The 12,393-nt window shown below is 60.9% G+C and carries 15 protein-coding genes; 6 read left to right on the top strand and 9 right to left on the bottom strand.

The features are described 5' to 3' along the window. Positions 1-57: 57 nt before the first annotated feature. Entirely contained in the window at positions 58-1,101 is a 1,044-nt protein-coding gene (locus tag PY308_RS16605; protein ID WP_275784649.1) for a DUF2125 domain-containing protein, read from the bottom strand. A gap of 176 nt (positions 1,102-1,277) precedes the next feature. Between PY308_RS16605 and PY308_RS16610 the strand changes: the two genes are divergently transcribed. Further along, positions 1,278-1,823, top strand: a complete 546-nt coding sequence (locus PY308_RS16610; RefSeq protein WP_275784651.1) for a gamma-glutamylcyclotransferase — start codon at positions 1,278-1,280, stop codon at positions 1,821-1,823. Here PY308_RS16610 and PY308_RS16615 read toward each other — a convergent pair. The 4 genes from PY308_RS16615 to ftsE form a co-directional block, all read right to left on the bottom strand. Beyond that, positions 1,814-2,599: a lysophospholipid acyltransferase family protein gene (locus tag PY308_RS16615; RefSeq protein ID WP_275791172.1), complete on the bottom strand. Its 786-nt coding sequence runs from the start codon at positions 2,597-2,599 to the stop codon at positions 1,814-1,816. The genes PY308_RS16610 and PY308_RS16615 overlap by 10 nt on opposite strands. A gap of 103 nt (positions 2,600-2,702) precedes the next feature. Continuing rightward, positions 2,703-3,383: a YdcF family protein gene (locus PY308_RS16620; protein WP_275784653.1), complete on the bottom strand. Its 681-nt coding sequence runs from the start codon at positions 3,381-3,383 to the stop codon at positions 2,703-2,705. Between the two features lie 90 nt (positions 3,384-3,473). Then, positions 3,474-4,484: a cell division protein FtsX gene (locus tag PY308_RS16625; RefSeq protein WP_275784655.1), complete on the bottom strand. Its 1,011-nt coding sequence runs from the start codon at positions 4,482-4,484 to the stop codon at positions 3,474-3,476. Beyond that, positions 4,477-5,136: a cell division ATP-binding protein FtsE gene (ftsE, locus tag PY308_RS16630; RefSeq protein WP_275784658.1), complete on the bottom strand. Its 660-nt coding sequence runs from the start codon at positions 5,134-5,136 to the stop codon at positions 4,477-4,479. The genes PY308_RS16625 and ftsE overlap by 8 nt, the downstream gene beginning before the upstream one ends. Before the next feature lie 252 nt (positions 5,137-5,388). Between ftsE and PY308_RS16635 the strand changes: the two genes are divergently transcribed. From PY308_RS16635 to PY308_RS16645, 3 genes are all read left to right on the top strand, one after another. Continuing rightward, positions 5,389-6,033 carry a hypothetical protein gene (locus tag PY308_RS16635; RefSeq protein WP_275784660.1) on the top strand — a complete coding sequence of 215 codons (645 nt, stop codon included), beginning with the start codon at positions 5,389-5,391 and terminating at the stop codon, positions 6,031-6,033. Between the two features lie 84 nt (positions 6,034-6,117). After that, entirely contained in the window at positions 6,118-6,663 is a 546-nt protein-coding gene (gene hpt / locus PY308_RS16640) for a hypoxanthine phosphoribosyltransferase (protein WP_275784662.1), read from the top strand. Positions 6,664-6,817: 154 nt separating this feature from the next. Further along, on the top strand, positions 6,818-7,177 hold the full coding sequence (locus tag PY308_RS16645; protein ID WP_275791173.1) for a response regulator: 360 nt from the start codon (positions 6,818-6,820) through the stop codon (positions 7,175-7,177). Between the two features lie 89 nt (positions 7,178-7,266). Here the strand turns inward: PY308_RS16645 and PY308_RS16650 are convergent, their stop codons facing one another. The 3 genes from PY308_RS16650 to PY308_RS16660 form a co-directional block, all read right to left on the bottom strand. Beyond that, positions 7,267-8,193 (bottom strand): prephenate/arogenate dehydrogenase family protein, encoded by a 927-nt coding sequence (locus PY308_RS16650; RefSeq protein ID WP_434064161.1) that lies wholly within the window; start codon positions 8,191-8,193, stop codon positions 7,267-7,269. Next, positions 8,190-9,296, bottom strand: a complete 1,107-nt coding sequence (hisC, locus tag PY308_RS16655) for a histidinol-phosphate transaminase (RefSeq protein WP_275784666.1) — start codon at positions 9,294-9,296, stop codon at positions 8,190-8,192. Before hisC ends, PY308_RS16650 begins: the two co-directional genes overlap by 4 nt. A gap of 127 nt (positions 9,297-9,423) precedes the next feature. After that, positions 9,424-10,170, bottom strand: a complete 747-nt coding sequence (locus tag PY308_RS16660) for a class I SAM-dependent methyltransferase (protein WP_275784668.1) — start codon at positions 10,168-10,170, stop codon at positions 9,424-9,426. A gap of 91 nt (positions 10,171-10,261) precedes the next feature. Here PY308_RS16660 and gloB point away from each other — a divergent pair, with 91 nt between their 5' ends. Together gloB and PY308_RS16670 are read left to right on the top strand one after the other, a co-directional pair. Then, a complete protein-coding gene (gloB, locus tag PY308_RS16665; protein ID WP_275784670.1) occupies positions 10,262-11,032 on the top strand; it encodes a hydroxyacylglutathione hydrolase in 771 nt (256 codons plus the stop codon). Further along, on the top strand, positions 11,032-11,475 hold the full coding sequence (locus PY308_RS16670; RefSeq protein ID WP_275784672.1) for a cupin domain-containing protein: 444 nt from the start codon (positions 11,032-11,034) through the stop codon (positions 11,473-11,475). Before gloB ends, PY308_RS16670 begins: the two co-directional genes overlap by 1 nt. A 2-nt stretch (positions 11,476-11,477) precedes the next feature. Here PY308_RS16670 and yddG read toward each other — a convergent pair whose 3' ends face one another. Next, a complete protein-coding gene (gene yddG / locus PY308_RS16675; protein ID WP_275784674.1) occupies positions 11,478-12,368 on the bottom strand; it encodes an aromatic amino acid exporter YddG in 891 nt (296 codons plus the stop codon). Positions 12,369-12,393 lie beyond the last annotated feature (25 nt).

Consider the following 12,393-nt stretch of genomic DNA (forward strand, 5'->3'; position numbering starts at 1 on the left):
ATTGACATGGTAAGGTACCGCCGGTCAGACACGAAAAACGTGGATCTGTAGGAAGCATCATAGCTGCGGCAGTTCCCCGATCGGAAAAAAGGCCAGAAATGCTATTCCGTCGCGCACGTTGAGCTTCACGGTCGCCTCGTTCTTGCCGTCGGCAAGGGCCGTCAGCATGTTGGCGATGTTGTTGATCATGACCGTGCCCTCCTTGTTTGAAAACACCTTGACGAGATTCTGGCGCCAGCCTTCGATATTTTTCATCGTGACGCTGAATTCGCCGGAAATCAGACCCTGATCATTGATCGAGAACGGGCCTGTCGCGGTGGTCACCATGCCATTGCCGAGATCGAGCGACAAATTGCGCATCTCGCCTGTGCTGTCGTGCAAGGCGCCTGGTGCGAAGCCTCCGGTGTTCATCAGCCCAGCGCGGTCTATCAGCGTCAGGTCGATGGCGCCGTTCAAGGGCGGCAGCAGGCTAGGTCCCTTGTTGATCCTGGCATCGAACTTCTCGATGGTCATCGCGGCGTCGAGATCGGTGCCGTTTTGCCGGAAATGCGCTTCCCCATGGCCGGCGCCGAAGGTCAGCGCGAGGGGCACGCCGGTCCCCAGATCGTTTTCGAGAGGTGGGAGAAGCGCGGTTCCGGCAAGATTGTCGTAGGTTAGAGAGCTGCGGTCGAGGCCGGAAAGCGTCGCCTTGATGCTGGCGTGCAGCAGCGACCAATCGGCCGAAAGCGACACAACGGGCGCGACACGGATTTCCGCGGGACCGTCTAGTTCGATCACAGCGTGGCCGGGCTGGTAGACCTGTGCTGCCGAGCGCAACGCGCCAAACGTCGCCGATGCGCCGCGGCTTGAGTTATCCAGGCGTACCCTCTCGCAGAAGACGCCAATGCGGAAGGGAAAGCCGCGGACGTCGAGCTTGTCGCATTCGGCAAAGGTGCCAGCCTGCCTGTTCGCGTCGAGGAGGGTCGGCAGCCTTTTCCTGATCTGATCTGCCGCCAGATACCAGGCACCGGAATAAGTGGCGAGAAACAACAGGATCGCAATCGACAGCCACTTTATCTTCCGTCCTCCGCGGTGGGTGTCGGCGATCTCTGTGGTGGTCATGGTCAACTCCGGGCATTCGGCCGTCTCCGACGCGCTGGCATCAGGACGTGGTCTGATTGATCGAGCCTTGGCCACGGTTTCGCCGGGAATTCGATATCGATTGCCGGTCTTGTGCGCTAGGAAGGCTTGCAAGATGATCCGCTTTGACCGCGTGGCTAAAGCGGCGGCTGGCATGGATGGCAGTGGATATGGACGATTTTTGGGTCTTTGGCTATGGCTCTCTGATGTGGAATCCGGGCTTCGCCTATGAGATGAAGACACCGGCCAAGACATTCGGTTACCGCAGATCTCTCTGCGTCCGGTCCTTCGTTCATCGCGGCACACCGGAGCGCCCCGGTCTGGTGCTGGGGCTCGATCGCGGCGGTTCGTGCCAGGGCATGGCTTTCAAGGTGGCGGCGAAGACCTCGGCCGGTGTCCTTTCATATCTGCGCGAGCGGGAGCTGGTGACCCATGTCTACAGGGAGCGCGTCATGCCCGTGCTGCTGCCCGGTGGGCAACGCATAGCAGCACTCGGCTATGTCGTCGATCGCACCCATGCGCAATATGCGGGAGGCCTTAGTCCGCACGAAGCGGCGGCCATCGTCTCCGTTTCCAGCGGAAAATCCGGCGCTAATCCGGAATATGTTTCCAACACGCTCGCCCATCTCCATGAAATGGGCATCCGCGATCCCTGGCTGGAAGATGTGGTCGCGCTGGTGGAGCAGATGCAGGGTCAGCCCTGAGGCTGCAATTCCCTCAGCCGCTGCACCGCCGTCGGCGGCAGGGGCAAATGCGGGTTTTGCTCTACTGTTTCCACCAGAAGAGCGTCGCTGGCCGCTTCCATCGTTTCGATCAGCCTCTTGAGAAAGACATCCGGGTCAAGGCCGGGTTCGATTGCCGGGAGGATGCGGACCTTGAAATGGCCGGGAAACCGCAGGAACTTGCGGCGAGGCCAGAACAGGCCGGGATGCATGACAACGGGGACAACGGGCATACCGAGATCCCGATAGAGACGGGCGACACCGTATTTGTATTCGGGCGGTGCGCCCGGCGGGCGGCGGGTGCCTTCCGGGTAGATGATCAATTGCCGGCCTGCGGCCATTTCCGCCCGCGCCCGCTGCATCACCGCCACCATGGCCTTGCCCCGGGCGGCCCGGTTGACGGGAACCATCCTTTGTTTGCGCACATAGGAGCCAAACAGTGGGATCCAGGTCAGTTCCCGCTTGAGAATGAAGAAGGGGTCAGCAAGCCACGGCAGAAGCGCGTAAACGTCCCAGAACGACTGATGCTTGGGTGCGAAAATATAGCCGCCCTTGGGCAAGTTCTCCAGCCCTTCGATTTCGAAGGTGGTGCCGACGATCACCCTGAACAGCCAATGATTGCTGCGGGCCCAGTTCTTCGGCACGAACCAGGACGCCTTGCGCGACACGATGAAATAGAACGGCGTCATGACGATCATCTGTGTGATCAGATTGGCGTAGAAGACCAGATTGAACAGAACCGAGCGCAGGATGATCATCGGAAGGCTTTCGGGATCGAGGATGTCACGCTGACTACACGAAACCATCCGCAAGGAAAACTGTTTCGCTGGCGACTGCCGCCTTCGTCGTCGCGCGGCGAGGTCACTCCCCGCCGTCCGTTCGAAGGCCGCTTGCCCGATGCGCACCCAGCGCCTCGCGCACCGAGGCAATCGTCAGCTTGGCATATTCGGACAGGATCGTCTTCCAGACCATAGGGTTCGTAAGCCAGTTGGCGCTCTTCAGATCCGAATTGACCACCGGATAAGCAGTGAATTCAATGTCGGGATTGGCCCGGCGCAGTTCGAGCAGACTGCGCGGCATGTGATAATTGTTGGTGACGACCAGAATGCTCCGGTATTTATTGTTGCGAATCCAGTTCGCCGTTTCATTGGCATTGCCAATCGTGTCCATCGCGTCATGGCCGATATCGACGCAGCATTTGAAGAGATCGGCGGAACTCTGGGTATTCCGGCGGATCTGGCCGCCGGTTGTCGAGGGATTGACGCCGGAAATCAGAAGACGCCTGCCGGCCCCGGTTTTGAGGAGTTCGACCGCCTGGTCGATCCGTTGGAACCCTCCGGTCAGCACCACGATGGCATCGGCTTTGGGATTGGCCGGCGGCTGCAGCGAGGCGACGGAATCGGCGAAATAGAGAAAGCCGCCAGCGTAAATGCCGGCGACAAGCAGCAGCACGTAGAATGTCAGTCGCAGCAGACGGCGGCGAAAGCTCACACGCCTGCGCGTCCGCAGGGCCTTCCGCGGCATGCCTTCATCGTCGCTCATTCCTGTTCCAGGCAGTTCGCCAGCCATCGTGATTCGTCCATAGCGGAAGATTGCGGCAAGGAAGCGATACGAAACAATGCAATCATGTCGTCAACTCTGAGGCATATCGATGCGTGCCGGGTCCGACCGGATCTGGTCAATCTCGTAGATCGTCCGCATCACCGTAAAGCGCGCGGTGAGCGTCGTCAGCAGCGCGATGATGATCATGACGGCTGCAATGCCGAGATAGCCGGTATAGCCGATTGAAAAGCTGCCAAACAGGGCGGTCGCTTGGTCGCTTTCCGGCGTGGCGATCGAGCGCGACTGCCAGAAACCGGCAACAGCAAAGCTTGCCGCCGCCAGCAACCCGCCGGCCCCGGCTCCCTTCAGGCTGATCTTCAGGAAATGCTTCTGAAACTCCGAGGCAACGAAACCCGCTTCCGCGCCGACGAAATGCAGGACTTCGACGATATGCCGGTTTCCCGAAAGCGTGCCGCGGGTGGCAAAGACCACGGTAAGCACCATCGCGGAAAACACCAGAACCAGCACCCCGGTGCCGATCAGCGCCGTCGTATGGGCCATGGCCACCAGCCGGTCGACCCAGGTTCGGTGATCGTCAAGATAGGCCTGGGGAATGGCTTCGGTCAGTGCCGTCCGCATGGCGGCGAAATCCGGCGGGTTCTCCTCGTCGATGGTGATGATGACGAGGCGCGGCACGGGCAGGTCATCGAGATCGAGGCCCTCGCCGAGCCAAGGTTCCAAAAGGCGCGCCGTTGCGGCCTTGTCGACGATATTGCCGTTCGTGGTGCCGTCGAACGTCATGGCGAGATCGCGGGCATCGGCCAGCGCTTTCTCCATGTCGAGCGTGTCATCCGGCTTGATCTGGATGGTAATCTCGCGGGAAATCTGGCTTTGCCAGCTCTGGGCTGTCGATCGCACCATGCTGACAGCGCCCAGCGTCAGGCATGCCAGAAAGGCCATGATGGCGATGACCAGCATCAGCGCATGCCCCGAAACATTGCCGGGAGGAACGATCGGCGCCATCGGCCGCACGCGCAAAGACGCCTTGCGCTCCTGAGGAGCGGCCGGTTGAGACCGTGCCGTGGGCCGGACGTCACTCATAGATATCCAGCCGTCCCTGCGAGAGGATCATGCGGCGCGCCTCGACCTGATCCATCAGCGAGAGATCATGGGTCGCGATGACCACGGCCGTGCCGAGCCGGTTCAATTCCAGGAAGAGGTTGAGAAGCCGCCGCGCCATGGGAGGATCGACATTGCCGGTGGGCTCGTCTGCAAGCAGGATCTCCGGCCGGTCGATCAGCGCTCGGGCAATGGCCGCTCTCTGCTTCTCACCTCCGGACAGGACCGGCGGCAAGACATTGATGCGCTCGCCGAGCCCGACCCAGCCGAGCAGTTCCAGCACGTCGGATCGATAGGACGATTCGTCCTTGCCGCGCACTCGAAGCGGCAGCGCCACATTCTCGTAGGTCGTCAGATGATCGAGAAGCCGGAAGTCCTGGAAAACGATACCAACCCGGCGGCGCAGCATCGGGAACTCGTCGCGGGGAATGCTGGAAATATTCCTGTCGAACATGCGGATCAGGCCGCGTGTCGGCTTCAGGGAAAGAAACAAAAGACGCAGCAGCGTCGTCTTACCCGCGCCCGAAGGGCCGGTCAGGAATTGAAAGGACTTTTTGGGAATGTCGAAGGTCAGGTCGCGGAGAATTTCCGGACCCATTCCATAGCGCAATCCGACATTTTCAAAATGAATCAAAGGGCTCAGTCCAGCTTTTCGTCAGGCTTGATGTCAAAGATTTCCGGCGGGTTGATGGCCTGGGCCGGATGAACAACCGAGCCGCCAGTGCTAAGCTCCCAACATGGTTAAACAATGGTTAAAATTCCGTGAAGGACGGGTGCCCGGCAAGCTCGTTTCCAATACTTTAACCATTTCGGTTTACGTCTGGGAAAGGTTTGTTTCAATGCCCTGATTCTGGCCCTTTGCCGGCGGGCTGCGAGAGGAGAGACCATGACCGCCTTCCGCTCCCGTACCGCCGATGCCGTTCAGGGCATGGACCTTCTCCCGCCCGACCGGCAGGGACGCCGGCCCGAGCGGACCGTCCGCCGCACGGCGGAGATCATCGATGTCGAATTCGAGACCGTTTCTGGGCAAAGCCGCCGTTCTTCCCACCCCGTCTTCAACGACAACAAGCGCAATGCGACCGCTCCGCTTGAAGCGCCGGGCGGCGGACTGTCCGGCAAGGTTTTGCACGGCCTGGAACATCTTTTGCAGACGGCATCCCCCAAAGCCTTCGCCATACTGGTAACCTGCCTTTGCGCGCCGGTTTTCCTGCTGTTTGCCGGTCTTTTCGAGTATCGGTCCCCCATCACTCCCGTGCCGGCGCTGTCGATCAACAACGTCACGACAACACTCGATGATGCCAACGGAATGAAGGTCGTTTCCGTTTACGGCGCGGTCGAAAATCGTTCCGATACGCCCGAAATCATCCCGGTGATACAGGTGGATATCGTCGCCGCCGGGCACAGCCGGACTGCAAGCCGCATATTTGCCGGCCACAGCATCCTGTCCCCCGGCGAGACCCGGCCTTTTTCGGCGCGGCTTCCACACACAGGTGGAAAACTGCCGGAGGTCAAGGTTTCCTTCACCCATTAAGGTGATTCGCGTTGCCGACTATGCTAAGCGGCTAGCGTCCGGAGGCATCAAAGGCAGTCTCCCTATCCGATCTGGAGATACCCTATGCCCGTCGTTCGTGGGAAAAATATCGAGCCGCTCTACACCGCGGAAACCATCGCAGCCCGCAATATCGAGCTTGCCGAAAGCATCGGTCGGGAACCGCTCAACGACCTTCTGGTCATCGCGGTGCTGAAAGGCTCCTTCATCTTCGCGGCCGACCTCATTCGCGCCATGCATGCGACGGGACTGGCACCGGAAGTCGAGTTCATCACCCTGTCGAGCTATGGCACGGGAACGGTCTCGCAGGGTGTCAAAATCATCAAGGACATCGACAGCGATGTCCACGGCCGCGACGTCCTTCTCATCGACGATATTCTCGAATCGGGCCGCACACTGAGTTTCGCCAAAACGCTGATGATGGAACGGGGCGCGAAATCGGTATCGATCGCCGTGCTGCTCGACAAGAAAGTCAAACGTCAGACCAGCCTCGAGGCTGACTATGTCGGTTTCGAATGCCCCGACTACTTCGTCGTCGGCTATGGCATGGATGTGGCCTATGCCTTCCGCGAATTGCCTTTCGTCGGCATCGTGACCGGGGACGCCGAATAGAGGCGCGATCCCGCATGTGCCGGATCAGGCCATCCGGCGTTTACGAAAAACAAACGCGACTCTGGTGGTGTGGCCCCGCAGCGATTCGGCTGCGGCGAGAACGGCGGTGATTGGCTTCGCTGTTCGTGCAAGCTCTATTGAACCGGAGGCCATGATGGCGAAGATCCTGATTACCGAAGATGAGGACGGCTTGCGCCGTTTCGTGGCGCGTGCGCTGCAACTGGACGGTCACGAAACCGTAGAGGCTGCCGATGGCGCAGAAGGCCTCGCCTGCCTTGGAAGCGAGCGCTTCGATCTGTTGCTGTCCGATATCCGGATGCCTGTCATGGACGGCATCGAACTGGCGCATCAGGCGTCAGCCGCCTTCCCTGCGCTCAAAATATTGCTGATGACGGGATATGCGGAACAGCGCGAGCGCGCCGACAATCTCAACGGCAAGGTCATCGACGTCGTCTCCAAACCCTTCAGCCTGCCGGATATCCGCAAGGCGGTTGCGGTGGCCCTGACCGCATAGAGCGGAACACGGGGCAGCGACTCACGATGGCCGATGCCCCATTGCTGCGGAGAGCGCCGGTGCAATTGCAGCCAGAACAATGATTCCGACTATTTCTGATCCATCGCATGCCGACCGAAATCAGCCATGTCGGTGTCCTGACCGGCCTGGACGATCGAGCGGCGAATGGCGCGGGTGCGGGTGAAAAGATCGAACAGCTTGTCGCCGTCGCCCCAGCGGATCGCACGCTGCAGATAGGCGAGATCCTCCGAGAACCGGGCCAGCATTTCGAGGATCGCATCCTTGTTGTGCAGGCAGACGTCGCGCCACATCGTGGGATCGGAAGCGGCGAGACGTGTGAAATCGCGAAAGCCGGAGGCGGAATATTTGATGACTTCCGATTCGGTCACCGCCTCCAGGTCATCCGCCGTGCCGACGATGTTATAGGCGATGATATGTGGCAGGTGGGAGACGATCGCCAGCACCTTGTCGTGATGTTCCGGGTCCATGTCATCGACCATCGAGCCGAGCGTTTCCCAGAATGCGCGCAGCTTCGCCTTGGCCGCCTCGTCCGTGTCCGGTAGCGGAGTCAAAATGCACCAGCGTCCCTTGAACAGGCCGACGAAGCCGGAATCGGGGCCGGAATATTCCGTTCCCGCAATGGGGTGCCCAGGGATGAAGTGCACGCCTTGGGGAATATGCGGCGCCATCTGGGCGATGACGGAGCCCTTGGTCGATCCGACATCGGTCACGATTGCGCCGGGCTTCAGATGCGCCGAAATTTCCGCGGCCACCGTTCCGGATGCGCCGACAGGCACGGAGACGATGACGAGATCGGCATCCCGGACCGCGTCGGCAGCCGATATCGTATAGCGGTCGCCAAGGCCAAGCTCTTCCGCCCGTTTCAACGTCGCCTCGCTGCGCGTGGAGATGGTGACAAAGGCTGCAAGGCCCTTGTCCTTGATCTCGCGGGCGATGGACGAGCCGATCAGCCCGATGCCGATCAGCGCGATCTTTTCGAACTGCTTTGCCATCACGCCCGGCCCATGAACTCGGTCAGCGCGGCGATGACGCCCTCATTGGCTTCCTCGGATCCGATCGTCATCCGCAGCGCATTGGGCAGACCGTAGCCGCGCACCGCGCGCAGGATATAACCACGGCTCGTCAGGAACACGTCCGCATCCGCTGCACGCTTGCCGTCGATATCGGGGAAATGGATCAGTACGAAATTGGCAACGGAGGGAGTGACCTTCAGATCGAGCGAACTCAATGCACCCGTTACCTTCCCAAGCCAAAGCAGATTATAGTCGACGGCCTTGGCGGCAAATGCCTGATCGCTGATTGCAGCCGCACCTGCGGCAATGGCCGGAGCGTTCATGTTGAACGGCCCACGCACACGGTTAAGAGCATCGATGATGGCAAGCGGCGCGTACATCCAGCCTATGCGCAGGGCAGCAAGGCCATGGATCTTCGAGAAGGTCCGAGTCATCACCACGTTCTGGTTGGATGAGACCAGTTCCAGCCCGGCCTCGTAGTCGTTGCGGCGGACATATTCGGCATAGGCGGCATCGAGAACGAGAATGATATTCTTCGGCAGACCGGCCTGCAGCCGGCGAACCTCATCCACGGGAACATAGGTTCCGGTCGGGTTGCCCGGATTGGCGAGAAAAACCATCCTGGTCTTCGGCGTCACCGCAGCAAGGATTGCATCGACCCCAACCCGGCAATCATCTTCCTTGACGGTGACGGGCGTAGCACCGGCGCCCATGATCTGGATCTTGTAGACGAGAAAGCCGTGTTCGGTGATGATCGCCTCATCGCCCGGCGCCAGATAGACATGGCAGAGCAGGCCGAGCAGTTCGTCGGAGCCGTTGCCGCACATCAGGTTGGCGATGTTCAGGCCATAGACGGAGGCGATCGCTTCGCGCAGCTCGATCGCCTGCCCGTCCGGATAGATTTCCAGCTTCGCGGCAGCCTTCTGAAACGCCTCGATCGCCCGGGGGCTGGCGCCCAGCGGGGTCTCGTTGGAAGACAGCTTGTAGACCTTTGCCACACCCGGCGCGTGTTCCTTGCCCGGCACATAGGCGGCAATGTCGAGAATACCCGGACGGGGGACGGGGCCTTGCAAGTCTACGCTCATGGGATCAGCTTTCCGGCGACAGGGACGAAGGCCCAGCCAATACCGGCGAAGACGGTTTTTGTCGAGTGTGATGCGATTTTCTTCGTTCCCGCTCGTTGCCCATTCCGTCAGCAAGAATGCAAGAAAACTAACGCCCGGCATCCCGCGTGGTCGGAACCCCCTGCGGTGCAAGGACAGGCACAAAGACCCGGCGGGATGCGCGGGCCGCGACGGGCAGGCCCTGATAGAGCCGCTTCTGCGCCTCGACGATGATGACGCCGGAAAAGATCGGCCAGAGCGACCGGCCGAGGCGCTCGAACCCCCGCCGCAGCTTCAGCACGGTCTTGAGCTTGGAGGGTGGAAAAAAAAGCGCATCCGAGGAGGCTCCGGGGGTGAAGTTCGTTTCCCGCAGCAGCGTCGTGAGCTGGCCGCGCGAATAGGGCCGGCCCGAGCCGAAGGGGGTATGCTCCATGCGGGCCCAGACCCCGCGGCGGTTGGGCACCACGATGACGAGGCGACCGCCCGGCGCCAGAATGCGCCAGAGTTCCTTCATCGTTTCCCGGGGATTTTCGGCGAACTCCAGCGAATGCACCATCAGGACCCGGTCGATCGACGAATCGGGCAGCGGCAATTCTTCCTCGAAGACCAGGGCGGTCGAGGAAAGTTCGCCCACCGGCCAGTTCACGGCCCCCTGTCCCGCCGGCATGAACGCGAATGTCCGTTCCGTGTCGGTTCGGAAACGCTCCAGATACGGGACGGCGTAACCCAGTCCGACCAGCCGCTCCTCGGGAAGCCGCGCCCAGATCGATGACAGGGCCATGGTGATCGACTGTTCGGCGAAGCGCCCAAGCCGCGAATGATAGAACTGACGGAGATCGACTATATCTGCATGCATGAGGCTCATGTTAGCCGCGAACGGGTAGACTTCAAGACGCTGCTCGCTACATTCCTGTCAGACCCACCGCCGTCCCCTGCCTGGAGCCATCATGGCCAATCTCGAAATCGAACTGTTTATCTGCCGCGCCGATAATTTCGGTGTGCTGCTGCACGACCCTGAAAGCGGCGCGACGGCGTCCATCGACGCGCCCGAGGAGGAGCCGATAATCGCGGCCCTGAAGCGCCGCGGCTGGACATTGACCCATATTCTGACGACCCATCATCACAATGATCACGTCGCCGCAAATCTGGTTCTCAAGGAGGCTTTCGGCGCGACGATAATCGGGCCGGTAAACGAAGCGAGCAAAATCCCCGGCATCGACCAGATGATCGGCAATGGCGGCACGTTCGAGTTCTCCGGACACAGGGTCGATGTATACGAGACGCCGGGACATACGGCTGGACATATCTGTTTTCACTTTCCAGACGACAAGCTGCTGTTTTCCGCCGACACGCTGTTTGCGCTCGGCTGCGGCCGGCTGTTTGAAGGTACCCCGGCCGATATGTGGGCGTCCCTGCAGAAGCTGATGGCTCTGCCGGACGACACGACCGTTTATTTCGGTCACGAGTATACGCTGTCCAATGCCCGTTTCGCTGTGACCGTCGACCCTGAGAATGCGGAACTGAAGGCGCGCGCGGCCGACATCGAAGCGCTCAGGGAAAGCGGCGTCTTTACGGCGCCGACGACACTGGGACTGGAGAAACGAACCAATCCGTTCCTGCGTCCGCACGATCCGGGCATCAGAAAGCAACTGAGCATGCAGGATGCTCCCGATGGCGAGGTCTTTGCCGAGATCCGCAAGCGCAAGGACAATTTCTGATGGATGCGCAACTGCCGCTATCGGCGCCAGCCATCATCGAGACCCTTCGGCTCGAGCGCCACCCGGAAGGCGGATGGTACAGGCAGACCTTTCGCGACGAGGCAGGTGGCGCACGGGGTCATTCCACGGCCATCTACTACCTGCTGGAACGTGGCGACCGGTCGCACTGGCACCGGGTGCACGATGCGGCGGAAGTCTGGCACTTCTATGCCGGAGCACCGCTTGCGCTGACGATCGCCGAAGACGGCAAGTCCGGTGTGAAGGTCACACTAGGATCGAATATCCTCAAGGACGAACATCCCCAGGCAGTGGTGCCGGCGAACTGTTGGCAATCGGCGGCCTCGCTCGGTGCCTGGACGCTGGTGGGCTGCACCGTTGCGCCGGGTTTCGACTTCGCCGTCTTTGAAATGGCCCCGCCGGGATGGCAGCCGCCGCAGGAATGAGCTTACTCTGCAGGCTGCGTTGCTGAAGACCGGTCGCGGAAGATGACATCCTTCGCCGCAAGCACCGCGCCGCCGGTGACGAAAAGGCAGGCAAGCGCGATGCGCCATGAGGGCTCGGCGAAGCCGAACAGGATGAGCACCAGCGTCGACAGAACCGGCGCTGCATAGCTTGCGACGCCGAGGATCTGGATGTTGCCGTTCTTGACCCCGTAATCCCAGGCATAGAAAGCCGCCCCGACCGGCAGCAGACCGAGCCCGACTATCGCGAGCCACTGCGCCGATGTATCCGGCCAGACGGTGGTCTCCAGACCGAGGTGGCACAGCAGCGACAGGAGCGCCGTTGCAAGGCAAAAGCCTGTGACGACGTCGGTCGATACCGCCTCGAAACGTCGCGTGAGCAGGGAATATCCGGACCAGGTGAAGGCGCAGGCGAGCGCTGCGGAATAACCCAGCACATAGGCCTCATCGAATGCGACACCATTGCGCGCCACGATGAGGATCGTGCCGACGAGACCGCAGACAGCGCCAAGCAGATGATACCAGCGCAGCCGCTCGCCCGGCAGAAGGGCCGAGCCGACCACGATCAGCAGGGGCCAGAGATAGGCGATCAGCCCCGCCTCGACCGCCGGCGCATTGCGAAGCGCCGTGAAATACAGAAAGTGATAGCCGAACAGGCCGGCGATGCCGACGATCCAGACCTTGGCCGGCTGCTTCAGGAGTACCAGCCGCTCCGGATTGAGCAAAAGCACGACGATTCCCGGCAGGCTGCCGATGGAGAAGCAGATTGCCGAAAGCTGGAACGGCGGCATTGTGCCTGACGCGGCTGTAAACAAGGCAAGCAGTGACCACATGAGAATAGCCGAAAAGCCGATCAGCGTTGCCTTGACCTTCATGCGCGCCCCTGCTGCGAAGAGAGTG

The organism is Pararhizobium gei (genome assembly GCF_029223885.1).
Taxonomy (GTDB): domain Bacteria; phylum Pseudomonadota; class Alphaproteobacteria; order Rhizobiales; family Rhizobiaceae; genus Pararhizobium; species Pararhizobium gei.